The sequence below is a fragment of the Saccharopolyspora galaxeae genome (assembly GCF_016526145.1).
GTDB classification, from domain to species: domain Bacteria; phylum Actinomycetota; class Actinomycetes; order Mycobacteriales; family Pseudonocardiaceae; genus Saccharopolyspora_C; species Saccharopolyspora_C galaxeae.
This window is the reverse complement of record NZ_JADDUE010000006.1, coordinates 56,055-80,599: the sequence shown is the minus strand read 5'-3', so window position 1 is coordinate 80,599 and position 24,545 is coordinate 56,055. Positions and strand designations below refer to the sequence as shown.

Annotated in this window: 20 protein-coding genes, 1 tRNA gene and 1 riboswitch; of the genes, 10 read left to right on the top strand and 11 right to left on the bottom strand. The window is 70.5% G+C overall.

Features of this window, described 5'->3' with window-relative positions; all coding sequences use genetic code 11:
- Positions 1-63: 63 nt before the first annotated feature.
- From INP57_RS15195 to INP57_RS15175, 5 genes are all read right to left on the bottom strand, one after another.
- On the bottom strand, positions 64-3,195 hold the full coding sequence (locus INP57_RS15195) for a hypothetical protein (RefSeq protein WP_200070879.1): 3,132 nt from the start codon (positions 3,193-3,195) through the stop codon (positions 64-66).
- A 13-nt stretch (positions 3,196-3,208) separates the two neighbouring features.
- Complete coding sequence (gene ettA / locus INP57_RS15190) at positions 3,209-4,885, bottom strand: energy-dependent translational throttle protein EttA (protein ID WP_200070878.1); 1,677 nt, start codon at positions 4,883-4,885, stop codon at positions 3,209-3,211.
- A gap of 128 nt (positions 4,886-5,013) precedes the next feature.
- A complete protein-coding gene (locus INP57_RS15185) occupies positions 5,014-5,445 on the bottom strand; it encodes a single-stranded DNA-binding protein (protein ID WP_200070877.1) in 432 nt (143 codons plus the stop codon).
- A gap of 149 nt (positions 5,446-5,594) precedes the next feature.
- Complete coding sequence (locus INP57_RS15180) at positions 5,595-7,607, bottom strand: bifunctional copper resistance protein CopD/cytochrome c oxidase assembly protein (RefSeq protein WP_200070876.1); 2,013 nt, start codon at positions 7,605-7,607, stop codon at positions 5,595-5,597.
- Between the two features lie 299 nt (positions 7,608-7,906).
- Positions 7,907-7,980 (bottom strand) — tRNA-Arg (locus INP57_RS15175).
- A gap of 322 nt (positions 7,981-8,302) precedes the next feature.
- Positions 8,303-8,548, top strand: a riboswitch (cobalamin riboswitch).
- 119 nt (positions 8,549-8,667) lie between these two features.
- Here INP57_RS15175 and metE point away from each other — a divergent pair.
- From metE to INP57_RS15130, 9 genes are all read left to right on the top strand, one after another.
- Positions 8,668-10,956: a 5-methyltetrahydropteroyltriglutamate--homocysteine S-methyltransferase gene (metE, locus tag INP57_RS15170; RefSeq protein WP_200070875.1), complete on the top strand. Its 2,289-nt coding sequence runs from the start codon at positions 8,668-8,670 to the stop codon at positions 10,954-10,956.
- Positions 10,957-11,145: 189 nt separating this feature from the next.
- Positions 11,146-11,751 carry a class I SAM-dependent methyltransferase gene (locus tag INP57_RS15165; protein ID WP_200070874.1) on the top strand — a complete coding sequence of 202 codons (606 nt, stop codon included), beginning with the start codon at positions 11,146-11,148 and terminating at the stop codon, positions 11,749-11,751.
- Positions 11,752-11,934: 183 nt separating this feature from the next.
- A complete protein-coding gene (locus tag INP57_RS15160; RefSeq protein ID WP_200070873.1) occupies positions 11,935-12,723 on the top strand; it encodes an SDR family NAD(P)-dependent oxidoreductase in 789 nt (262 codons plus the stop codon).
- Between the two features lie 176 nt (positions 12,724-12,899).
- Positions 12,900-13,523 carry a maleylpyruvate isomerase N-terminal domain-containing protein gene (locus INP57_RS15155; RefSeq protein WP_200070872.1) on the top strand — a complete coding sequence of 208 codons (624 nt, stop codon included), beginning with the start codon at positions 12,900-12,902 and terminating at the stop codon, positions 13,521-13,523.
- A 156-nt stretch (positions 13,524-13,679) separates the two neighbouring features.
- Positions 13,680-14,333 carry a glycosyltransferase family 2 protein gene (locus INP57_RS15150; RefSeq protein WP_200070871.1) on the top strand — a complete coding sequence of 218 codons (654 nt, stop codon included), beginning with the start codon at positions 13,680-13,682 and terminating at the stop codon, positions 14,331-14,333.
- A gap of 136 nt (positions 14,334-14,469) precedes the next feature.
- Positions 14,470-15,573, top strand: a complete 1,104-nt coding sequence (locus INP57_RS15145) for a molybdopterin-dependent oxidoreductase (RefSeq protein ID WP_200070870.1) — start codon at positions 14,470-14,472, stop codon at positions 15,571-15,573.
- Positions 15,570-15,998, top strand: a complete 429-nt coding sequence (locus INP57_RS15140; protein ID WP_200070869.1) for a hypothetical protein — start codon at positions 15,570-15,572, stop codon at positions 15,996-15,998. Before INP57_RS15145 ends, INP57_RS15140 begins: the two co-directional genes overlap by 4 nt.
- A 10-nt stretch (positions 15,999-16,008) precedes the next feature.
- Positions 16,009-16,239, top strand: a complete 231-nt coding sequence (locus tag INP57_RS15135; RefSeq protein ID WP_200070868.1) for a ribbon-helix-helix domain-containing protein — start codon at positions 16,009-16,011, stop codon at positions 16,237-16,239.
- The gene (locus INP57_RS15130) at positions 16,226-16,573 is read left to right on the top strand and encodes a type II toxin-antitoxin system PemK/MazF family toxin (protein ID WP_200070867.1); all 348 of its coding nucleotides are present in this window, start codon (positions 16,226-16,228) and stop codon (positions 16,571-16,573) included. Before INP57_RS15135 ends, INP57_RS15130 begins: the two co-directional genes overlap by 14 nt.
- A gap of 10 nt (positions 16,574-16,583) precedes the next feature.
- Here INP57_RS15130 and INP57_RS15125 read toward each other — a convergent pair whose 3' ends face one another.
- From INP57_RS15125 to INP57_RS15115, 3 genes are all read right to left on the bottom strand, one after another.
- Positions 16,584-17,522 (bottom strand): heme o synthase, encoded by a 939-nt coding sequence (locus INP57_RS15125; protein ID WP_200070866.1) that lies wholly within the window; start codon positions 17,520-17,522, stop codon positions 16,584-16,586.
- Positions 17,519-17,908, bottom strand: coding sequence for a DUF3817 domain-containing protein (locus tag INP57_RS15120; RefSeq protein ID WP_200070865.1), 390 nt, complete (start codon positions 17,906-17,908; stop codon positions 17,519-17,521). The genes INP57_RS15125 and INP57_RS15120 overlap by 4 nt, the downstream gene beginning before the upstream one ends.
- Positions 17,909-18,044: 136 nt before the next feature.
- Positions 18,045-19,151 carry an LLM class flavin-dependent oxidoreductase gene (locus INP57_RS15115; RefSeq protein ID WP_200070864.1) on the bottom strand — a complete coding sequence of 369 codons (1,107 nt, stop codon included), beginning with the start codon at positions 19,149-19,151 and terminating at the stop codon, positions 18,045-18,047.
- A 364-nt stretch (positions 19,152-19,515) separates the two neighbouring features.
- On the opposite strand from INP57_RS15115, the gene INP57_RS15110 reads away from it, so the two are divergent.
- Positions 19,516-20,700: an alpha/beta hydrolase gene (locus tag INP57_RS15110; RefSeq protein WP_200070863.1), complete on the top strand. Its 1,185-nt coding sequence runs from the start codon at positions 19,516-19,518 to the stop codon at positions 20,698-20,700.
- 47 nt (positions 20,701-20,747) lie between these two features.
- Here the strand turns inward: INP57_RS15110 and INP57_RS15105 are convergent, their stop codons facing one another.
- The 3 genes from INP57_RS15105 to INP57_RS15095 form a co-directional block, all read right to left on the bottom strand.
- Positions 20,748-22,091 (bottom strand): lysine N(6)-hydroxylase/L-ornithine N(5)-oxygenase family protein, encoded by a 1,344-nt coding sequence (locus INP57_RS15105; RefSeq protein ID WP_307850095.1) that lies wholly within the window; start codon positions 22,089-22,091, stop codon positions 20,748-20,750.
- 63 nt (positions 22,092-22,154) lie between these two features.
- Entirely contained in the window at positions 22,155-22,991 is an 837-nt protein-coding gene (locus INP57_RS15100) for a siderophore-interacting protein (protein WP_200070862.1), read from the bottom strand.
- Positions 22,992-23,121: 130 nt separating this feature from the next.
- Positions 23,122-24,543 carry a DHA2 family efflux MFS transporter permease subunit gene (locus tag INP57_RS15095; RefSeq protein ID WP_307850094.1) on the bottom strand — a complete coding sequence of 474 codons (1,422 nt, stop codon included), beginning with the start codon at positions 24,541-24,543 and terminating at the stop codon, positions 23,122-23,124.
- Positions 24,544-24,545 lie beyond the last annotated feature (2 nt).

Genomic DNA, 24,545 nt, shown 5'->3' with positions numbered 1-24,545 from the left:
CCGCTGGACCGCTCACCGGCGGGGAGGGAGCACCGTTGCTCCCGGCTCGTTCGGCACAACGTCTCAGTAGCCGCGCGACGTCCAAGAATCGTGCGGCGAAGGGGAATCCGCGGGTCTGCGGTGCCGTGCACCGGGCGCAGCGGAGTCCGAAGTGGACTCTTGGGGTGGTCGCGCGTCCGCGTCCGAGTGCCTGCTCGCGCGTTGCCCGTCGTCGTGCTCGTCGCCGCGCCTGCCGTTCTCGTAGGCCAGCAGGGCCTCGGCGAGCAGGTCCGCGAGGCCGACTTCTCCTTGCGGTGAGTCCTGCGCCTGTTGTTCCGCACCGCGGTGCCTGGCGAGCAGTTCCGCCGCGGACCGCGCGTGCTCGGAGGAGGGGTCGGCGTGCCTGCTCGCCGGTTCCGCAGCGTTCGCGCCGGTGGATTCACCCAGACCGCGGACTCCCGGGCCGGGCAGCAGGTTGTCGGCAGGAGCCTGCGACCCGTCGCCCGCATCGCCGGTTCCGCGCTCCCACGGCGCCGAATCCCACAGCGAGGCACCCGGGTCGGAGGCCGCGGGCGCAGCCGCTTCGTCCGGGTCGGCGTGCCTGGCCGCCCGGCGACCGGTCGCGCGGTGGTCCTCGCCCGCGTACGCGCTCAGGTAGCGATCCGCCCACGAACCACCGGAGCGCGGTGGATCGTCGAGCTGTTCAGCATCGGTACGCAAGTAGTCGTCAGCTGCGGGAGCGTGCCGGGCCCCGCCGCGGGACTCGTTCTCGCGGTCCTGCGTCATGGCGAGGCTCTCGCGGATCTCGGCCAGCGAACGCCCGTGCGAACGGCGGCCGCCGTCCGAGGGCTCGGCGAACTCGTCCAGCGCACCGAGCCGACCAGCCGCCGAGTCCGAGTACGGCGGGGCGGAGTCCTCGGCCTGCGGTGCAGCCGGGCGCTCGGTACCGCCTGCCGGTTCCACCGCACCCACCTGCACGGCATCGCCGTGCGACTCCGCGTCGTCCTCCGGCACCGCGATCACCGGCATGATCGCGGTGACGTCCGGTGCGGGCGGCTGCTCGTCCCACCGGTCCGCGGCGCGCGCGGTTTCCCACGGCGGTTGCTGCGCGGCCGGGTCGCCGGTTTCCTCCCGGTACCTGCGCGGAGCCGGAAATCCGCTCAACGGGGCGGAATCCGGCGCCGAGTCGGACTGGGCTCGCAGCGGATCGTCCGCTCGCGAACCGAAGTCGCGGACCGGGAAGTCCTCGCTGAACGGAGCCGAGGTGACGTTGCCGACCGGAACGTCCACCCCGCCGTGACCGGCCGGGGCCTCGTCGTCCGGTTCCGGAGCGCGGCGGCGGCCTCCGCCGGTCGCCGGTTGCTGCGGGGCCCGCGGAGCCGGCATGTCCGCGCCTCGCCCGGTGGAGGGTTCGTCCGCGGCGTTGCGCCGCAGCGGGTCCTGGGCCCGTTTGCGATCCTCGTCGACCCTGCTGGTCAGCGTCTCCATCAACCGGCGAGCGGCGTCACGGACGCTGCCCTCGCCCGGCTGCCGGTACGCGTCCAGCGGATCTTCGGGCTCGGCGGGTGCCTCGGGTTGCGGCGGTTCCGGCTGCGGGAACTCGTGTCCGGCCGCGAACGTCGTGGCCGACTCCGCGGAGGCGGCGCTCTCGCGCCCGAATGCCGGTTCGTCCCACCGCGAGACGAAACTTTCCGGCGCGGGCGTCGAATGCTGCGAACCGTACTCAGCGGCGTCCCGTCTGCGCGATGACGGCGACTCGGTTTCGGCCGGCGGCTCCGCGGCGCGGTGCGCGCGGCTCCTGCCGGTGCCGTCGGCGCGTCGGCGTCCCGCCGTCTCCTCCGGTTCGGCGGGCTCGTGCGGATGTGCAGCCGTCTCGGGTCGGCCGGTCCGCTCCGGAGCGGACGCGCCCGCGCCACCGGAAGAAGCCGTCTCGTCCGGCACTACTGCGCCGGGGAACACCGCGGCGAAGTGCTCGGCATGCGCGGAGTCCGCGGCGGTGCGCGCGGGATCCTCCGCGGCGTGCGTCCGCGACCGCGGCGCCGCAGCGGCAAGGCCATCGGACTGTTCACGCGCATCCGCCGCGCGCCGAGGGGCCGGTGCTTCGGCGGCCCGGTGCGCGGTTCTGGCACCGCGTCCTTGCGCGGCACCCGCCTCGGCCAGCGCGGGAAACTCCGTCAGCAACCGCACCCGTGCGGAGTGCATCGCGGCACGCCACCTGCGGTCGGCCGCGTAGGCCCGGCGCAGGCAGGTGAGCGCCTCGGCGAACTCCTCGGATCGTTCGTGCACCTGCGCGGACATGCTCAGCGACTCGCTGAGCAAGCAATCCAGCTTGTGCCGTTCGGCGTTCGCCGCCGCGTCGTTGAGCAGCTGCACCGCCGCGGCGAGTTCTCCCGACGGCAAGTGCACGCGGGTGGCCAGCGCAAGCCGCAGCCAGCCGGACGGTCCGGCCGCGGCCGCTCGTACGGGAGCCCGGACCACCGGCGCGGCCGCCTCCACGGCCGCACCACGACGCCCCAGGTCCAGCAACGAGTGCACGCGCTCCAGCACCAGGCGTGCGTGCAGCTCCCCGCTTTCCGCGGCCGGGTCGCCGAGCCGCTCCAGGTCCGACAACCCGGCCTCGGCGACCCGCGCCGCCTCCTCGAAGTCACCGTTGCGCCGCAGGTTCCCGGCCCGCGCGGTGTGCACCCGGGACAGCAGCACCCGGCTGGTGTCCCGGTTGAGCTCGGAGGTGGCGGAGTAGAGGCGTTCGGCTTCGTCGAGCGCGTCCGCGCGCTCGCCGTCCTGCTGCTTGCCGGGCAGCGCCGCGGCGAGTTCGATCAAGGCGTGCGCGCGCAGCGTCGGCTCGATCCGTTCGCGTTCGACGACCGGTTGCAGGATCCGCAGCGCGACCTCGTGCCCGCCCGCGCTGCGCGCGCAGCACGCGAGCTCGATCCGCAGCTCCGTGGCGAGCTCGTGGTCGTCGGCCGCCTCGGCGTCGCGGACGGCCGCGATCGCGCGACCGGTCACCTCCACGCCGTGCCCGAGGCGGTTCGACGCGAACAGCGCCACCGCCTCGGCGCGCAGCCGCAACGAACGGTCACCGAGGCGTCTGGCCTGCGCGACGGCCTGATCACCGAGCATCAGAGCAAGCTCGGGTACCCGCCATCGCATCTGCCAGGCGGGTTCGTACAGCTCGTGCGCCACACCGCTCGGCTGAGCCTCGTGCACGCTGGCCAACACGCCTCCCCGTTCAGCCCCGGGTCAACTTCCGGTGGGTGACACGGTGCGGGCGAGCAGCTTCCTGGCCCAGTCTGTCGATCTTGTTCTTCTCGTAGCCCTCGAAGTTGCCCTCGAACCAGAACCACTTGGCCGGGTTCTCGTCGTCGCCTTCCCACGCGAGGATGTGCGTGGCGACCCGGTCCAGGAACCACCTGTCGTGCGAGATCACCACGGCGCAGCCCGGGAAGTTCTCCAGCGCGTTCTCCAACGAGCCGAGCGTTTCGACGTCGAGGTCGTTGGTCGGCTCGTCCAGCAGGATCAGGTTGCCGCCCTCTTTGAGGGTCAACGCGAGGTTCAGCCGGTTGCGCTCACCGCCGGAGAGCACCCCCGCGGGCTTCTGCTGGTCGGCGCCTTTGAAGCCGAACGCGCTCACGTACGCGCGGGAGGGCATCTCGACCTGCCCGACCTGGATGTGGTCGAGACCTTCGGAAACCACCTCCCACACGTTCTTCTGCGGATCGATGCTGGCCCGGTTCTGGTCGACGTAGGACAACTTGACGGTGTCGCCGACCCGGACCTTGCCCGCGTCCGGCTCCTCGAGCCCGACGATGGTCTTGAACAGGGTCGTCTTGCCGACGCCGTTGGGGCCGATGACCCCGACGATGCCGTTGGGCGGCAGGTTGAACGACAGATCGTCGATCAGCAGGTTGTCGCCGAAGCCCTTCTTGAGGTGCTCGGTCTCCACGACCAGGTTGCCCAGCCGCGGCCCCGGCGGGATCTGGATCTCCTCGAAGTCGAGCTTGCGGGTCTTCTCCGCCTCGGCGGCCATCTCTTCGTAGCGCTCCAGCCGGGAACGCGACTTGCTCTGGCGCGCCTTGGTGTTGGAGCGGACCCACTCCAGCTCGTCCTTGAGGCGCTTCTGCAGCTTCTGGTCGCGCTTGCCCTGCACGGCCAGCCGCTCCTGCTTCTTCTCCAGGTAAGTGGAGTAGTTGCCCTCGTACGGGTAAGTCCGGCCGCGGTCCAGCTCCAGGATCCAGCCGGCCACGTTGTCCAGGAAGTACCTGTCGTGCGTCACGGCCAGCACGGCGCCCTCGTAGTTCTGCAGGAACTGCTCCAGCCACAGCACGCTCTCGGCGTCGAGGTGGTTGGTGGGCTCGTCCAGCAGCAACAGGTCCGGCTTGCTCAGCAGCAGCTTGCACAACGCGACCCGGCGGCGCTCACCACCGGAGAGCTGGGTGACCGGGGCGTCCGGCGGCGGGCAGCGCAGCGCGTCCATCGCCTGCTCGAGGTGGGAGTCGATCTCCCAGGCGTCGGCGTGGTCCAGCTCTTCCTGGAGCCGGCCCATCTCCTCCATCAGCTCGTCGGTGTAGTCGGTGGCGAGCTGCTCGGCGATCGTGTTGAAGCGGTGCAGCTTCTGGATGATCTCGCCGACGCCTTCCTCGACGTTGCCGAGGACGGTCTTCTCCTCGTTCAGCGGCGGCTCCTGCTGCATGATGCCGACCGTGAAACCGGGCGAGAGGAACGCCTCACCGTTGTCCGGCTGCTCGAGTCCAGCCATGATCTTGAGCACGGTCGACTTGCCGGCGCCGTTGGGACCGACGACGCCGATCTTCGCACCGGGGTAGAACTGGAGGGTCGCTTCCTCGAGGATGACCTTGTCCCCGTGCGCCTTCCGCACCTTCTTCATGGTGTAAACGAACTCGGCCATACCCCAAATCGTAGATGCGGCCCGTGTCGTCTCGTGCACCGCCGTCGGTTGCCGCCCCGACAGCGGTGCACCGACTGCTCACGAACACCCCTGGCAACATCATCACCGCTGGTCAACCGGCTGCAAGATCAGCCGGGACGGGCCGCGGTGACCTTTCCCGCGTCGAATCCGCGCGAACCGCCGGTGCCGCCGACCGCTGCGGGCGCCGCCTCCGGCTCCGGAAAACGGTTGCTGCGCGCCAGATCCAGCCCCACCGCGTTCGCCTCGATCTCGACCGAGGTTCGCCATTGCCCGTGCAGCTCGTACTCCCGCGTGCGCAACCGGCCGGATACGACCACCGGCGCGCTCTTCGCGACCACGCCGTCCACTCCGTCCGCCACCCGCCGCCAGCAGTTCACGGTGGCGACCAGCCGATCACCGTCCACCCACTGCTCGGTGGTCTTGTCGAAGCGCCGGGCACTGCTGCCCACCCGGAAGCTGACTACCTTGCTGCCGGACACCTCGCGGGTCCGCGGCTCGGTCAGCACCGTTCCCACGACCGCCACACCGGTTTCGAACATCACTACCGCCTCGCTGTCCCGTGCGGCGCCCGCCCCTCGGACGAAAGCGCCGGGCCGGATCTCGGCCTGAATCCAGCTTGCGGTGCGCCGATCACGCGCCGCCACCTCGATTTCACGATCTGTGGACGGACGCGGCTGTTGTGGACAACTCAGCGGCTGCCGGACGTGTCGCCCTCCGACAGGCGGCGCAGCATTTCGTTGTACGCCTTGAGGTCCGCGTCCCCGTCCGCATCGGCCTTGCGGTCGATCCGCCGTGCGGCCCGATCGTCCGCGCGCGACCACTGGATCAGCAGCGCCAGCATCACCACGACCAACGGCACTTCTCCGGACGCCCACGCGAGGCCCCCGCCGAGGTTCTGATCCGCCAGCAGGTCCGGCACCCAAGGCAGCGCCAGCCCGCGGTAGAAGTCCGAGCCGATCACCGTCTTGGACATCATCAGCGTGATGCCGAAGAACGCGTGGAACGGCATCGAAGCGAACACCAGCCCGACCTTCACCAGCGGCGGCAGCTGCCGCGGCGCCGGATCGATGCCGATCACCGGCCAGTAGAAGACGTAGCCCACCAGCAGGAAGTGCGCGTTCATCGCCAGGTGCGCCCAATGCTCGTACAGCGCCGCGTCGAACAACCCGGAGAAGTACAGCGCCCAGAACGACCCCACGAACAGCGCCAACGCCACCAGCGGGTTGGTCAGCAGCCGCGTGAGCGGCGAATGCAGGAAGGCCAGCAACCACTCCCGCGGCCCCGGCGGCTGGTCCTTCGAGGCCGGCTTGAGCACCCGCAGCGCCAACGACGTCGGCCCGGCCAGCACCAGCAGCACCGGCGAGAGCATCGACAGCACCATGTGCTGTCCCATGTGGACGCTGAACATGGCGGGCGCGTACCGGCCGATGCCCGCCGAGGTGGCGATCAGGATCGACGCGCACCCGAGCAGCCACGCCGCGGTGCGCCCCACCGGCCACCGGTCGCCGCGCCGCCGCAGCTTGACCACGCCCCACACGTACAGCGCGGCCAACGCGATCGAGAACGTCCCGAAGACCAGGTCGAAGCGGAAGTCGAACAGCAGCCGCAGCACGGTCGGCGGTTCGATCGGGTACCCGACCAGCAGCTCCACCCGCGAGGGCAGCGGGCCGAGCTCCGCGGGCGGCGGCGTACGTCCGAGCGCGACGGCGACACCGATGGTCGCGAACATCGCGAGGACCTCGACCGCGCCCAGCCGCAGCAGCGCGTTGCGCCCGGCACCTTCCTCGATCCGCTTGACCGCGCGTTCCCGCTGGAAGTACGCGATGACACCGAGCAGCGCCAGGCACAGCACCTTGACCACGACCAACGCCCCGTAGGTGGTCGTGAACAACTGCTCCGGCGGCACCCGCACGTAGGAGTTGAGCACGCCGGAGACCGCCATCACGATCCAGCACACCAGCGCGATCTTGGAGAACCGCCGCGCCACCAGCCCCGCGTGCGCGCCCTTGCGCGCCAGGTGCGCGAGCACGGCGATCAGCCCGCCGACCCAGATCGTCGCGGAGTACAGGTGGAACAGCAGGCTGTTCGTGGCGATGTCGTGCGCACCGCCGCTGGCGGAGTGCCCGGTGGCGATCAGCGGCAGCATCCCGGCCAGCGACAGCGCGAAAAGCGCGACCGTCCAGCCCCACGACAGCACGATCCGGCAGGCGACGGCGAGCACGAACGCGATCACCGCGGTGATCAGCCACGACTTGGCCTCTTCCAACGCGTCCACGAGGCCGAACAGCACGGTGCTGTCGAGCACCTCGCTCACCGGACGTCCGGTGGCGTCCGCGGCAGTGAACGGCACCAGCAATACAGCGCCGACGCACCACAGCGCGGCCGCCCAGCCTGCGGCCCGCACCGCCGCGTAGCCGTCGGCCGTCAACGGCCCGGATCGCCGCGCCGGGATGCCGAACGAGGCCAGCAGCAGCGAACCGATGCACACCACCGCGCCGGATTCGGCCAGCACCCGCGCCACGGGCAGCCCGAACCTGGTGACCGCGCCGGGGTCCGGCAGGCCGTAGGCGGCGTAGGCGTCGCTCGCGGACAACGCGGTCAGCGCGATCGCCACCACCGCGGCCAGGAGTCCGGCCGTGCCGACCAGCACTCCCACCGCACTCGATCTGCGCCGTCCGGCCGGAACCGTCTCAGAAGCCACGCGCCGAGCCTAACGGACATGTCCTGACCTGCGGTTTTCGGGTGCCGACGCACGCGAACCGCGCAACTGAGCAGGACCGGCCGGATCAAGCGTCGGCAGCCACGATCAATCAGCACGAAACGTGATCAGGTTCGACACCGAAAGTGATCAATTTGTACACGTACGGACGCGGCGGAGTTGCGGAGAGTACGCGCCACGAAGTCGGCCCGAGAGGCGTTCGGCACCTCCGCGGAACGTGGGTTAAGGTACGCTCAATTGATCTTGAGATGCTGTGGTTCGAACTCTCGACCAGGGAAAAGCGCCCCCGGCAGGACTCGAACCTGCGACCTAAGGATTAGAAGTCCTTTGCTCTGTCCGACTGAGCTACGAGGGCCTGTTCACCACATTGCTGAGCTGCACGGAGCAGGGTAACGGGCAGCTCCGCCGACCGTGGGACCGACGCGGGCGGCGTTGCAGAGCCGGTATAGAACGGCAAGCCGATCGACAGATCCGCGATCTTCGACCCCGCCGCGCCCGCTCACCGCACGGTCGGCGACCCCGCTTCGCAGCCGTTCGGACGTGATCCGCGTCTCCGATCCGGTTTCTCCCGCGAATTGCGCGAGATCGGTCGAAATCCCAGGTCACCTATCGCGCTTTCCCATGCAGTGGACGCGATGTCGGAGTTCGCGGGCCTTGTCTTCCGAGCAGAACTGGGTAACCTCCGACGTGCTGGTGGTTCGCCCGCACCGGCCCGAGCAGGCACGCGGCGGGCGAGGCAAGAGGGAACCCGGTGCGAATCCGGGACTGCCCCGCAGCGGTGAGTGGGAACGAACGCCGTCACCGGTTCCGGCCGGTCACAGCACTGAGCACGCGCTCGGGAAGCCGACGGTCAGTAGGAAGACCCGGCACCCGCCGGAGGAACGCCCGCGAGTCCGAAGACCTGCCGCCGGTGCGTGCGCCGCGATGCGCACGCGAGCCCGAGGTCCCGCGGGAGGACCGGTGGAGGAACCGCACGCGGTGGCGTGTGCCGGTCCCGGCGCGACCTCGGCGAACCTGCCGTCGAGCTCGCGAGGAGAGAGCGTTGGCCAGCAAGATCGGCTCCACCGTACTCGGCTACCCCCGGATCGGCCCGAACCGGGAACTCAAGCGTGCGCTGGAGAACTACTGGAAGTCCCGGATCTCCGAGCCGGAACTGCGCGAAGTCGCACGCACCCTGCGCACCGACACCTGGCGATCGCTGCGCGACGCCGGGCTGGATTCGGTGCCCGGCAACACGTTCTCGTACTACGACCAGGTGCTCGACACCGCCGTCACGTTCGGCGCGGTCCCGCGCCGCTTCCGGGAGCTGGGCCTGAGCCCGCTGGACACCTACTTCGCGTTGGCACGCGGCGTGGAATCGACACCGCCGCTGGAGATGACGAAGTGGTTCGACACCAACTACCACTACCTGGTGCCGGAGATCGGCCCGGACACGGCGTTCGCGCTGTCCGACCAGACTCCCGTCGACCAGTACAACGAGGCGGCTGAACTCGGCGTGCAGACCCGTCCGGTGCTGGTCGGACCGCTGACGTTCCTGCTGCTGTCGAAGCCGGAGGAGGGCGCGCCGGAATCGTTCCGCCCGCTGGACCGGCTCGACGACCTGCTCACCGCGTACACCGAGCTGCTCGGTGAGCTGCACCGCGCCGGTGTGGAGTGGGTGCAGCTGGACGAGCCCGCGTTCGTCGCGGATCGCTCGCAGGCCGAGCTGGACGCGTTGCGCGCCGCCTACCGCAAGCTCGGCGAGCTGCGGGAGCGGCCGAAGATCTTCGTGTCCTCCTACTTCGGCGATCTCGGCGACGCGCTGGGCGTGCTCGCCGCCGCCGAGGTGGAGGCGCTGGGCGTCGACCTGATCGCCGGGTCCTCCACTGTGGACAAACTGCCCGCTGTCCAGGGGCTGCGGGACAAGACGCTGGTCGCCGGCCTGGTCGACGGCCGCAACATCTGGCGCACCGACCTGGACAAGGCGCTGACCACGGCGGCGACGCTGCTCGGCGTGGCCGGTTCGGTCGCGGTCAGCACGTCCTGCTCGCTGCTGCACTCGCCCTACGACGTCGAGGCGGAGACCGGCATCGACCCGCAGGTCAAGTCGTGGCTGGCGTTCGCGGCGCAGAAGGTCGACGAGGTCGTGGTGCTCGGCCGGGCACTGCACGAGGGCCGCGACGCGGTCGGCGAGCAGCTGATCGCCGCGCGCCAGGTGATCGCCGACCGGGCCAACGCCGACCGCGTGCGCAACAACCGGGTGCAGGCGCGGCTGGACTCGCTCAGACCCGAGCACGCGCGCCGCGGCGCCTACGAGAACCGCCGTGCGGCGCAACAGAAATCGCTGCGGCTGCCACCGCTGCCGACCACCACGATCGGCTCGTTCCCGCAGACCACCGACGTCCGCAAGGCCCGTGCCGCGCTGCAGAAGGGCAACATCGACCAGGCCACCTACAAGCAGCGGATGCGCGACGAGATCGAGCGGGTCATCCGGCTGCAGGAGGAACTGGGCCTGGACGTGCTGGTGCACGGCGAGCCCGAGCGCAACGACATGGTGCAGTACTTCTCCGAGCACATGGAGGGATTCGTCAGCACGCAGAACGGCTGGGTGCAGTCCTACGGCTCCCGCTGCGTGCGCCCGCCGATCCTGTTCGGCGACGTGTCCCGGCCCGCGCCGATCACGGTGGACTGGGCGAAGTACGCCCAGCAGCTCACCGAGAAGCCGGTGAAGGGCATGCTGACCGGCCCGGTCACCATCCTCGCGTGGTCGTTCGTGCGCGACGACCAGCCGCTGGCCAAGACCGCCCGGCAGGTGGGGCTCGCGGTCCGGGACGAGGTCAAGGACTTGGAGAACGCCGGGATCCGGGCCATCCAGGTCGACGAGCCCGCGTTGCGCGAGCTGCTGCCGCTGCGGTCGGCGCAGCACGAGGAGTACCTGGACTGGGCGGTGGAGTCGTTCCGGCTGGCCACCTCCGGCATCTCGGATTCGACCCAGATCCACACGCACCTGTGCTACTCCGAGTTCGGTGACGTGATCAACGCGATCGTGGCCCTGGACGCGGATGTGACCAGCATCGAAGCGGCCCGTTCGCGGATGGAGGTGCTGGACGACCTCAACGAGGTCGGGTTCGGCCGCGGCGTCGGGCCCGGTGTCTACGACATCCACTCGCCGCGGGTGCCGGAATCCGGCGAGGTCTCCGACCTGTTGCGGGCGGCGCTGTCGGCGGTGCCCGCCGAGCGGCTGTGGGTGAACCCGGACTGCGGGCTCAAGACCCGCGGCTACGCCGAGGTGGAGACGGCGTTGCAGAACGTGGTCAGCGCAACCGAAGCCGTGCGTCCGGCGTTGAGCTGATCCATCGCCGGTGGCGCGGGCGGTTTCCCTTCCCACCGCCGCCTCGCGTCCCCGGCGTTTCGGCGGGGGCACGCCCAGCGCCCGGGCGTGCCCCCGCTTTTCGCTCCGGGGCGAAGACTCGGATTCGCCTTGCGCGAACGAGTGCGTTCGGCAACACCACGGTCACATTCGGCTCGGTAGCTTGGGCCCGTGGCGGTTGATCAGTGGAACCACAACGTGCACTACTACCCGCTGGTGCTCGACGAAGTGCCCGAAGGCTGCGCGGAAGCGCTGGACGTCGGCTGCGGTGACGGCAGGCTCGCGCGCGAGCTGGCGGGACGCGCGCAGCGGGTCACCGGGATCGACCGCGACCCGGGCATGATCGGCGCGGCGCGGGAGCGCGCCGACTCCCCCGGGCTTTCCTTCGTGGAAGCCGATTTCCTGGAGTTCCACGACGAGTCCAGAGCCGCCGGGTACGACTTCATCAGCAGCGTCGCGGCGATCCACCACATGGAGTTCGCCGCGGCCGTCGGCAGCATGGTGCGGCTGCTCGCCCCCGGCGGTCGGCTCGTGATCGTGGGCCTCGCGCGCAACCGGACCCCGCTGGACTGGGCGGCCGCGCTCGCAGGTCTGCCCGCTCACCAAGTGCGCGCGCGGCGCCACGGCGGCTGCGGCGACGCACCGGGAATGCCGGTGCGGGACCCGGACATGAGCTGGGGCCAGGTGCGGCGGGCGGCCGAACACCTGCTGCCGGGCAGCCGGTTCCGCAGGCACCTGCTGTGGCGCTACTCGCTGACCTGGCAGAAGCCCGGCTGAGCGACCCGCGGGCCGTGCGCCCGGACACATCGCGGAACAAAGCGGTGGTCCGGCTCGCTGCTCGTTGCGGAACCGGCACTGCCGGATGCACGACCGCGCGATGCACCGGACTCAGCACGGGGTATGGCGAAGGTGTCTCCGGCAGCCCCGCCGGACGAGCAGCCACCAGGAAAGCGAGCAGCGATGAACACCGACATGACCGGGCGCACCGCGCTGGTCACCGGCTCGACCAGCGGCATCGGCCAAGCCATCGCCACCACCTTCGCCCGCGCGGGCGCCGAGGTCGTGGTCAACGGGCGTTCCGAGCAACGGGTCGACGACACCGTGGCGACGATCCGCGCGGAGACCGGCGGCACCGTGCGGGGCATCGCCGCCGACATCGGTACCGCGGAAGGCGCCGACTCGCTGATCTCCGAACTGCCCGACGTGGACGTGCTGGTGAACAACGCCGGGATCTTCGGCGCCGAGCCCGTCTTCGAGATCAGCGATGCGGAGTGGAGCCGGTTCTTCGAGGTCAACGTGCTGTCCGGGGTGCGGCTCGCGCGGCACTACACGCCGCGGATGGTGCAGCGCGGCTGGGGCCGGGTGATCTTCATCAGCAGCGAGTCGTCGATCTTCATCCCGACCGAGATGGTGCACTACGGGATGACCAAGACCGCCCAGCTGTCCGTCGCACGCGGCATGGCGCAAGAGGTCGCGGGCAGCGGCGTCACCGTGAACAGCGTGCTGCCCGGCCCGACGCTGACTCCGGGCGTGGAGGAGTTCATCCGCAGCCGGATCGGCTCGGACGTGCCGTTCGAGGAAGCCGAGCGGCGGTTCATCGCGCAGGAGCGGCCGAGTTCGCTGCTCGGCCGCCTGATCCGGCCGGAAGAGGTCGCGAACCTGGTGCTGTACGCGGGTTCCGAAGCGGGCTCGGCCAGCAGCGGCGCGGCACTGCGCGTCGACGGCGGCGTGGCGCCGTCGCTGGCCTGACCGCTTCGGGCTTGCTGCCGCGGGGCTCGCCGAGCAATGGCGAGCCCCGAAAGCCCCCCGTGCGCATGGCGCGCCGCCGGGACCGTGCAGTGGCTCGCCACCGGTTCTCCCACCGAATCGCACCCGGCCGAAGCCGCGGACGTGCTCCAATGACGGCGGGACGGAATGGGGGAACCATGATCCTGGATGCGTTGGGCCAGGCGTGGCGCGGCTGGGCGGAACTGGGCAAGTCGTTGCCGGACGCTCGGTGGGACACGCCGACGAGGCTCGACGGCTGGAACGTGCGGCACGTCTACGCGCACTACGCCGACGCGCCTGCGACGCTCGCAGCGGTGATCCGCAGCGAGACCGCGTCGGCGGCTCCGAGCTTCCCGGACGCGGCATCGCTGCTGCGTCACCTCCAACAACCGGGCGGCATCGCCGAGACCGGAGCCGATTCGATCCGCGACGCCGCGGTGCGCAGCACCGAGGACCGGTCGATGGGCGACTTGGTCGAGCAGTTCGCCACCGTGGCGCCCGAAGTGCTCGCGGACATGCGCACCCGGGACCTGAGCCGGAACTTCGACTACGGCGGGCACGGAACCGTGCAGATCGGCGAAGCGCTGCGGCTGGCGCTGATGGAGGCGGTCGTGCACTACTTCGACATGGCCGCCGCGCTGGAGCTGGACGTGCCGGGTCCGATGGCCGGTGCCCCGGTTCGGGACACCGTCGCGCTGCTCGCGGGCATCGCGGATCCGGTGAACTTCATCGACGTCGCCACCGGGCGCGCGGGCAGCCCGGTGTTCCCGGTGCTGCGATGAGCACGCTCACCGCGGAAACGGACCGCGCCGACGCCGATCGGACGAGGCAGGCAGCCACTCGCGACGCGACGCAGCGGGCCACGCCGCGCCGCGCTCGAAGGTGGCTGGACCGTCCCGCGGTAACTCACGATCGCCGATGGCTCTAGCTTGGTCGGCATGAGTTCCGTGAACGTGATCCTGCCCTGCCTGGACGAGGCCGCCGCGCTGCCCGGCGTGCTGGCCGCGATTCCCGGCGACTACCGGGCGATCGTGGTGGACAACGGCTCCGCCGACGGATCGCCCGAAGTCGCCGCGGATCACGGCGCGCAAGTCCTGCACGAGACGCGGCGCGGCTACGGCGCCGCGGTGCACACCGGCCTGGAAGCCGCCGATGCGGAGATCGTGTGCTTCCTGGACGCGGACGGCTCGATGGACGCAGCGGTGCTGCCCGAACTGGTGGAGCGCGTGCGTTCCGGCACCGCCGACCTGTCCGTGGGCCGCCGCGTCCCGACCACCCGCGGAGCCTGGCCGTGGCACGCGCAAGCGGGCAACGCCGTGCTCGCCGGGCTGTTGCGCCGCCGGGGTCTGCCGGTGCACGACATCGGCCCGGTGCGCTGCGCCCGGCGGCAGGAGCTGCTGGACCTGGGCGTGCAGGACCGTGCGTTCGGCTATCCGCTGGAGCTGCTGCTCCGCGCGCAGCAGGCGGGCTGGCGGGTCGCCGAGCTGCCGATCGACTACCGGCCCCGCACCGCCGGAACCCGGTCCAAGGTGACCGGCTCGGTGAAGGGCACCACCCGGGCCGTGCGGGACATGGCGCGCGTCATGCGGTGATCGGCGTCCCGAGCGCGCCGTCCGTCCGATGTGGACACCAGCCGCGAGCACGCCGTTCTGTCGCAATCGCAATCCGCGAGGTCTCCGAACAACCAGGAGAGCCCGAAACTGCCGGGCCGATATCGCGGAAGGTGCCATGACGAGAGCGGGACGGGAACCGGTCACCGCGGGCCACCTGGGGATGTGGCTGGCGGTGACCTTCGGCCTGTGCATGATCACCGGCCTGATCAGCCACGGGATCCAGCACCCGCCGGGCTGGTTCCACTGGCCGTCGCGGCCGGTCAACCTATACCGCGTCACCCAGGGCGTGCACGTGATCAGCGGAATCGCGGCGATCCCGCTGCTGGCCGCGAAGCTGTGGAGCGTGGCGCCGAAGTTGTTCGAGCGCCCGGTGGTGCGTTCGCTGCCGCACCTGCTGGAGCGGCTGTCGCTGCTGGTGCTGGTGACTTCGGCTTCGTTCGAGCTGCTGACCGGCCTGTTCAACATCGCGCAGAACTACCCGTGGAACTTCTACTTCCCGCAGGTGCACTTCGCCGTGGGCTGGATCGCCGTGGGATCGCTGCTGCTGCACGCGGCGGTGAAGATCCCGGTGTTCCGGCGGGCGCTGGGCGAACCGCGCGAGCCCGCCGCGCAACGCGGCCCGGGCCGGCTCGTGAGCCGGAGGGGCTTTCTGGGGGTGACAGCGCTGTCGGTCGGCACCGCGGTCACGGTCACCGCGGGAATGACGGTTCCCTGGTTGCGCGAGGTGGCGGTGCTGGGCACTCGCTCCCGGCTCGGAGCGCAGGGCCTGCCGGTGAACCGGACCGCCGCCGCGGCCGGGGTGCTCGACTCCGCGCAGGACACCGGCTGGCGGCTGGAGGTCCGCGGTCCGCGCGGGGTTCGCACCTTCAGCCTCCCCGACCTGAAGTCATTTCCGCAGGTCACGGCAGAGCTGCCGATCGCTTGCGTGGAGGGCTGGAGCCAGCAGGCGGTCTGGAGCGGAGTGCGGCTGGCCGACGTGCTGCGCGCGGTCGGCGCCCCCGCGGACGCGCAGGTGCGCGTGTCGTCGCTGGAAGCCGCCGGGCCGTACTCGTCGAGCGTGGTCGCGCCCACGCACGCCGCCGACCCGCTGACATTGCTGGCGCTGCGGCTCGGCGGCGAACCGCTGCACCCCGATCACGGTTTCCCGTGCCGCTTGATCGCTCCCAACCGGCCGGGCGTGATGCAGACGAAGTGGCTGCGGCGAGTGGAGGTCCTGTGATCGTCGTGTTGCGCCTGATCCTCGCGCTCGGCGGGCTGACGATGATCGGCTTGGGCGGGTGGTTCCTGTACGACCAGTTGCTCGCCGAGCCGTCGATCACGACCGCTACGGCCGGATGGCTGCTAGCGGGTCCGGTGCTCACCGACCTGTTGCTGATGCCGGTGGCAGCGGCGGCCGGGTGGGCGCTGTCCAGGCTGCTGCCGAGCTCGCTGCGGGCTCCGGTCGCGGCCGGGCTGGTCGTGAGCACCGTGCTGGTGGCGATCGCCGTGCCGTTCCTGTGGCGCGCGTACGCTCCGAACCACAACCCCGGCCTGGTCGACGGCGACTACCTCGCCGGACTGGGCACGGCGCTGATCGTCACATGGGTAGCAGTGCTGCTGGCCGCGTTGCTCAATGCGGTGGGAAAGCGGTGGCAAAGCCAGTAGCATCACAGGTATGAAGATGAGTGTGAGCTTGCCGGAGGACGATGTCGCGTTCATCGACTCCTACGCCGAACAGGCCGGCGTCAGCTCGCGATCCGCGGTGCTCCACCAGGCCGTCGAACTACTGCGCAGCGCCGATCTGGAAGACGCTTACGCAGCGGCATGGCAGGAGTGGGACGAGTCCGGCGATTCCGAGCTCTGGGACTCCACGACCGCCGACGGAATCGGCGATGCGGCGCGGTGAGATCTTCTGGGTCGAGCTGGAGCCGGTCCGAGCCTCGGAAGCGAACAAGACCCGTCCATCTGTCGTCGTGAGCAACGACGCCGCGAACCGCAGCATCCAGCGGCTCGGCCGCGGGGTCGTCACCGTGGTTCCAGTGACCTCGAACATCTCCCGCGTGCTGCCGTTCCAAGTGCTGCTGAGGGCGACCGAGTGCGGTTTGGACAACGACTCCAAGGCCCAGGCCGAACAACTGCGCGCGGTCTCCTACACGCGGGTCCGGAGCCGGATCGGCGCGCTGCCCCGCAAATCGCTCGAAGCACTCGACGCCGCGCTGCGACGCCATCTCAACCTGTGATCGGGACGCCTCAGCCCAAGCTGGGCAGGCCGACCGCCGCATCCACCGCGATGGCCACCGAGAGCACCGTCAGGTACGAGTTCGACAGGTGGAACAGCACCATCGGATTGGCGACCCCGTTGCGCCGCACCGCGCCGTGCAGCCGCTGCGCCACGACCAGGAACGCCGTACCCGCCAGCACCGCGAAAGCGACGTAGATCCAGCTCGTCGCGGGCACCAGCAGCAGCGTGCAGGCCACCGTGGCGTAGCTGTAGACCAAGATCCGCGCCGAGACCTGCCGCGGGGTGGCCACCACCGGCAGCATCGGCACCCCGGCGCTGGCGTAGTCGTCGCGGTACTTCATCGCCAGCGACCAGAAGTGCGGCGGCGTCCACAGGAACACCACCCCGAACATCACCAGCGCGGGCCACTCGACCTTGCCCGCCACCGCGGCCCAGCCGATCACCACGGGCATGCAGCCCGCTGCCCCGCCCCACACGATGTTCTGCGAGGTGCGGCGCTTGAGCACCAGCGTGTAGACGAAGACGTAGAACAGGATCGCCGCCAGCGACAGCACCGCGGCCAGCAGGTTCGCGCCCAGCGCGAGGATGCCGAACGACGCCGCGCCCAGCACGATCCCGAAGATCAGCGCGTGCTTGCGCGGCACCTCGTAGCTGACCAGCGGGCGGCTCCGGGTGCGGTGCATGACCGCGTCGATGTCCGAGTCGGCCACGCAGTTCAGCGCGTTCGCGCTGCCCGCGGACATGGCACCGCCCGCCAGCGTGACCAGCACCAGCCACGGCGAGGGAATGCCGCGCTCGGCCAGGAACATCGCCGGGATGGTGGTCACCAGCAGCAGCTCGATGACCCGCGGCTTGGTCAGCGCCAGGTACGCCGCCAGCACGCCGCGCCGCTTCGGCTCCGCGGAGGTGGTGGGTTCGTCGGTGACTCGTTCGGGAACTGAGGTCATGAGTTCGTCGACCCCGATGCAGCCGCCGCGCTGCTCGATCGCTCGAACGGAAGCGGCTCACCGCTGGTGCGCAACCGGTGCCACAGCACCACTTTGCGCTCGGCGAAGAACGCGCCGAACGGGATGGTGCCGGCCAGCAGCACCAGCAGCATCCGCCCGTAGGGAATCCGCAGCTGCACCGTGGTCACCAGCGCGACGAACAAGTAGATGATGTAGAGGTAGCCGTGGCCGATGCCGATGGTCGTGGTCCAGGTGTCACCGAAGAGCTGGGTCGCCGACCCCTCCGGCCACAGGTACTTCAGCACCATCGTCGCGCACAGCAAGATCAGCAGCACCGCGGTCACGTACGCCATGACCCGGTACGCGACCAGCACGCCAGGCTTCACCACAGACCCCTCAATCCCGCCGCCGGCTCGCCAGCTTCGTTTCGAGCAGTCCGACCGTACGCCACAGCTTTCCCACGCCTGCGCGTGACCTGGTGGGATAGTGGCGCCGACCACGCTGCGCAGCTCGAGGCGCTGTTCAGGCCACGCCGGGCAGCCCGTATTCGCGGGCGATCAACTCGTAGGAGTGCAGCTTGGACTCCCGGTCGTACATGTTCGCGGTGAGCATGAGCTCGTTCGCCCCGGTGCGTTCGCGCAGCTCCTCCAGTTCGGTGCGCACGCGCTGCGGCGAGCCGTAGACGGCGTCGGCCAGCCAGCTGTCCACGAAGCTTTGCTCCACCTCGGAGTACGGGTATTCGCGCGCTTCCTCGGGACTCGGGATCGGGCCGGGGCTGCCGCGGCGCAGCCGGAGCATGTTCAGCGCGATCGGCCGGGTCAGGTCCAGCGCTTCCTCGTCGGTGTCCGCGGCGATGGTCTGCACACCGATCAGCGCGTACGGCTCGTCCAGCACCGCCGAGGGCTGGAAGGACTCGCGGTAGAGCTCCATCGCCGGGATCGTGTTGCGGGCGCTGAAGTGGTGCGCGAACGCGAACGGCAAGCCGAGCGCTCCGGCGACCTGCGCGCTGAACCCGCTGGAACCCAGCAGCCACACCGGCGGCGCCTGGCCGTGCGGCACCGACTGCACCTCCACGTAGGGGTGATCGGCGGGGAAACCGTCGCCCATGAACGCCATCAGCTCCCCGAGCTGCTGCGGGAAGTCGTCCGCCGACAGCGGCCCGCTGGTGCGGCGCAGTGCGCGGGCGGTGCCCTGGTCGGTGCCGGGTGCGCGCCCGATGCCCAGGTCGATGCGGCCAGGGTGGAGGGCTTGGAGGGTGCCGAACTGCTCGGCGACGACCAGCGGCGCGTGGTTGGGCAGCATCACGCCGCCGGAACCGAGCCGCAGCGTGCTGGTCGCCGAAGCCAAGTGCGCGATCACGACCGACGGGGAGGAGCTGGCGATGCCGGGCATCCCGTGGTGCTCGGCCACCCACAGCCGGTGGAATCCCCAGTTCTCGGCGGACTTGGCGAGTTCGGTCGTGGTCGCCAGCGCATCGCCCGGCGTGGTCGCCGCGCCGACCGGCGCGAGGTCGAGGATCGAAAGCGGAACGGCCGAACGTCCGTGCGCGCGCCCGCGGATCGGGTCCGGCTCGTCGGGTGCGCCGGAGCCGTTGGCCGGTGCGCGGTCGGAGTTCGCCGAGGTGCTCATCGCCGGTTCCAACCGCTCCTTTTCCCGGATTTGTTCCCGGCACCGGACTGTGCCAGTGATCACACAGGGCTTGCCGGAGATCAGCGCCCCCTGACTTCAACGGATCGTTTCAGTGTGATTTTTGGTCATTGTCTTGTCAGCGGCGGAGCCGCTGAGCGGCCGATCATGCGAGCAACCGGCACCGCCGCGGGTTCGCAGCGGCTTCCTCGCGAGGACAGCGATTTCGCCGCGTAGGGTGCTACGTCAGAAATCGCGGTCACACCGGCAAGGGGCGGCGAGGAAGTCGCTGAGGTTCCGCTACCGGCACCGCTGCGCAAATCATCCCGAAAGTGCCCCTAAGTCCCGGCCTCGAACGGAGCACGGCATGTCCTCGAAGCTGCGACCGGGCGATCACGGCGGCAGGCTGCGCGGCGCGTTCGGCGCACTCGGTGTCGCCGCCTCGATCGTCGTCGCGGTGCTCGTGCTCGGCGCACTCATCCCGGCGCTACCGGTGGTCGGCTCGTTCGGGTCGGCCGTCGGGCGGCGGCCGTTCGAGTTCGCGCTGACCGGCCTGCTGGTCGTGCTGCTGAGCTGGATGGCGTGGCGGTCGCAGACCCGCCGCAGCGCAATCTGCGGCCTGGCCACCGGCTCTATCACGCTGCTCGGGGCGCTGGCGGTGCTCGGCGCGCAACTCGGCTACGCGCATTCGCACGGTGCGGACGTCGGATTCGCGGACGTCGTGCAGGGCGGCAGGCCCATGCCCCCGCCGGATCGGACGGTCACCTTCGGCACCGTGCAGGGTGAGCCGTTGCGCGCCGGAATCTGGTTGCCGCGCAACGATTCCGGCGCTGCACGGCCTGCCGTGGTCTGGATCCACGGCGGCGGGTTCGTCGGCGGCAACCGCGACGAACAACGTGGCATCTTCCGCTACCTGGCCGATCACGGCTACCCGGTGATCTCCATCGACTACCGGCTGGCACCGCCGGTGCGCTGGCGGGACGCCAGCAGCGACGTGGTGTGCGCGATGTCGTGGCTGACCGAGCACGGGCGGGGACTCGGGATCGACCCCGGCAGGCTGGTGCTCTCCGGCGCGTCCGCGGGCGGCAGCCTGTCGCTCAACGCCGCCTACGGCTCGGGCGAGGTGCCCAGCAGCTGCGGCGGTCCGCCACCGGCACCGCCGCTCGCGGTCGCCGGGTTCTACCCGGCCGCCGACCTGGTGGGCAACTGGCAGGACGACGGGCTCTACGGCTACGCCCGGCGCGTCGCGCGCGCCTACCTCGGCGGCGGACCGGCCGAGTACCCGCAGCGCTATGCCTACGCCTCCCCGATCGAGCGGGTGCGGCCAGGGCTGATGCCGACGCTGCTGGTGACCGGCGGCAACGACCACCTCATCCTGCCGGAGCGGGTCAGCGCCGTCGCCGATCGCCTGCGCGGGAATGGGAACGCGGTCACCTATCGGGAGTTCCCGTTCGGCTACCACGCCTTCGACGCCGGGGGGATCGGCGCAGCCTTCAGCCGCTCGACGATGCTCGATTTCCTCCGCGCGCACGCACCGATCCCGGGCAGCTGAGCCAGCGCAACGCGATCAGCCCCGCAAGTGATCAGCTCCGCGAGCGATCAGCAGGGATCGCCGGACAGGGCGTAGTCCCGCCGCGGCGCGGAACGCGGCGCGTTGCGGTGGCGCAGGATCGAATCGCGGATGTCGCCCGCGCGGACCGCGCCGTTGGACAGCAGCGACGAAGTGATCCCGTGCGTGTGCTCGGTCCCGCCTTGCAGGTAGATCCCGCCGCGCACCTCGTCCGAAGTCCGCACCCGGTAGTCGCGGTCCACCTGCACCTGGCCCTCGGCGTCGCGCAGGCACTCGTCCCAAGTACGCCCGAGCGCCCGCCCCGGATCGCCCGGCAGGCAGCCGGTCGCGTACACCAGCACGTCCGAGTCCAGCACCATCCGCTCGCCGGTGGGCATGAACTCCACGGTGACCGCGACGCCGTCCGCGCCTTCCTCGACGTCCACGACGCGCGAGGCGTTCAGCATCCGCAGCCGTTCCTTGCCCTGCACCTTCTCCTGGTAGACGCGGGCGTAGAGCTGCTCGATCAGCTCCAGGTCCACCACCGAGTAGTTCGTGTTCCGGTGGTAGTCCATCAGCAGCTGCTTCACCCCGGTCGGCGAGCTGTAGAAGTGGTCCACCGCCTCCGGGTCGAAGATCCGGTTCGCGAACGGGCTGTCATCGGCAGGTGTGTGCCCGTAGCGGCCGAACACCGAGCAGACCTCGGCGCCGGTGAAAGTGCGGTGCAGGTAATCGGTGACCTCGGCGGCGCTCTGCCCGGCGCCGACGATGGTGAACCGCTTCGGATCGGCGCCCTCCAGTTCGCCGATGCGGTGCAGCAGTTCGAGGTTGTGCCAGACCCGGTCGCCGCGTTCCGCGCCGGGCGGCAGGTTAGCCTCCAGCCCGACCGCGACCACGACGTTGCGCGCCCGCCGCGCGGTGACCTGCCCGGAACCGTGCCGCACCAGCACCTCGAACAGCTCGCCCTGCTGCACCGGCCGCACGTCGATGACTTCGGCGTCGTACTGCACCAGGTGCTCGAGCCTGCCCGCGGCCCACTCCAGGTAGTCGTGGTATTCGACGCGGGTGGGGAACATCGTCTTGTGGTTGATGAAGTCGACCAGCCGGTCCTTGCCGTGCAGGTAGGACAGGAACGAGAAGTCGCTGGCCGGATCCCGCATCGTGACCAGGTCCTTGAGGAACGAGACCTGCATCGTGGTGCCCTCGATGAGCATCCCGCGGTGCCAGCCGAACCGCGGCTGGCGTTCCACGAAGCCTGCGGTCAGCTGCTCCTGCTCGGCGCACCGGCGGTTGTGCTCCTCGACCGCGACGGCCAGCGCCAGGTTGGACGGGCCGAAACCGACGCCCAGCACGTCGTGGACCGGGCCTTGTAAGTGGATCGAAGCCGTTGACACGGTTGTCCCTTCGCCGGTACCCGGCGGGTTTCGCGCGCGGGCACGGAGTGGTCCGCAGACCGTTCAGTCGCGGTCGTGGTTGTACTGGTCGTGGTAATCGGTTTCCACCATTCCGGCTTTCCAGTAGCCGATCGCCAGCACCGATGCGGCGTCGAGCCCGCGGTCCCGGCGCAGGTGCCTGCGGATGCCGCGGACCACCCCGGATTCACCGGAGACCCACGCGGAAACGTCCCGCTGCGGCGGGATGTCCAGCTCGCGGACGGCATCGCCGAGCTTGGTCGAGCGGCCCGCGGGCACGCCGTCGCGGTGCAGCCAGTTCAGGTTGAGGTTCGGCGGGCATTCGATGTGCTGCTGCTCGGCGCTGTCGGAGACCTCCAGGAACGCCTCGCCGCTGGCGGTCAGCGGCAGCCCCTCGATGATCGCCGAAATGGCTGGCAGCGCGGTCTCGTCGCCGATCAGCAGGTACCAGTCGGCCGCGCGCGGCGTCCGGCCGCCGGGGCCCTGCACGCCGAGGTAGTCGCCCGGGGCGGCTCCGCGCGCCCAGGAGGAGGCCACGCCGTGCTCGCCGTGCATCACGAAATCGACGTCGAGCTCGCCGCGCGCCTCGTCGTAGCGGCGGACCGTGTAGGTGCGCATGGTCGGGCGCTCGTGCGCCTCGGGCCAGACGTGCCTACCGGCGTCGTGGTCGAAGACGGGCAGGACCGGCCGCCGCTGACCGCGCTGGGGGACGAACACCTTGATGTTCGGGCCGGTGTGCTCGTCCCGGAACCCGGCGATCTCGTCGCCGCCGAGGGTGATCCGCCGCATCGACGGCGTCAGGTCCGCGGTCCGCAGCACTTCCAGCGTGCGGGTGGGCGGACGCGGGTGGCCGCCGCGTCGGGCTCGGTCCGCTGTCGTCATCTGACCTGGCGTTCCTTCCTCACCGTTCCCAGAAGGATCAATTAGTTAAGGCTAGCCTAACTACAGATTTCGATGATGTCTCCCCCCGGTGGGCCAGATCTCGCCTCGCCGCACATCCGGGTGGCGCCGATCAGTTGCGGCCAGCGGGCACCGGGCCCGCGCCGCTGCCCGAACCGGCTCCGGTCACGGCGTCGGACCGCGGCTCGGACGGGGTCTTGATGCGCAGCGCGATCAGCACTCCGACCAGCGCAAACCCCGCCGACACCAGCATCGCGGCATGGTATGGGCCCAGCGACCCGTGCGCACCTGCGCCGCCGATCGCCAGCACCCCGGCGGTCACCGCCACACCCAGCGCCGAACCGACCTGGCGCTGCACGTTGAACAAGGTGGAAGCCCCGCCGGTGGCGGTCGCGCTGATCGTGGCGAACGCGACCACCTGGAGTTCGATCGAACCGGCCCCGACGAAGAAACCCGAGGTGAACTGCACGACCGAGGCCGAGACCGGCCCGGTCACCAGGTTCATCGCCGCGAACGACACCGCGGCACCGAGCATCGCCAGCGCGATCAGCACCCGCGGCCCCAGCTTCGGGTGCGCCCAGGTCACCGCCCGCGAAGCCAGCATCAGCCCGATCGCCTTCGGCAACGTGACCAGCCCGGTCTCCTGCGCCGAAGCACCCATCCCGGACTGGTACATCAACGTGAAGCCGTAGAGCGTGCCGAGGAACCCGGCCACGCAGAACGCCAGGATCAGGCTCGCCCGGCGGAACGACGCGTCGGCGAACAGCCGCACGTCCAGCATCGGTTGCCGGGTGCGCAGCTGCGCCAGGACCAGCACCAGCAGGCAGACCAGCCCGGCCACGCCGCAGGCCAGGAATTGCGGCGAGGTGAAACCGTGCGCGGAAACCGTGTCCAGCGCGTACATCAGCAGCCCCAGGCCCGGCGCGGCCAGCGCGAACCCGAGCACGTCGAACCGCTTGTGCACCGACTCCACGTGCTCGGTCAGCTTGACCGCGCCGTAGATCAGCGCCAGCACCCCGACCGGCACGTTCACGAAGAAGCCCCACCGCCAGGTCAAGTGCTCCACGAACAACCCGCCGAGCACCGGCCCCAGCGCGGGCGCGATCGCGGTCGGGATCACGAGCACGCCGGACAACCGGATCCGCTCCTGCGGCGGGTAGGCGCGGAACAGCATGGTCAGCGCGACCGGGCTCAGCACCCCGCCGCCCGCGCCTTGCAGCACGCGGGCCGCGGTGAGCTGGGTGATGTCCTGCGCCGCCCCGCACAGCGCGGAGGCCAGCACGAACGCGCCGAACGCGCCGAGGAAGACCTTCTTCGTGCCGAACCGGTCCCCCAGCCACCCGGACATCGGAATGCACACCGCGAGGCTGACGAGGTAGCCCACGTTGATCGCGCTGGTCGCGCTCGGCGCCACGGCGAACTCGTCGCCGATCGCGGGCAACGCCACGTTGACGATGGTGGCGTCCATGCCGTTCATGAACATCGCCGCGACGTAGACGACGCACACCGCGATCTTCGGGTCGTTCAAGCGCACTG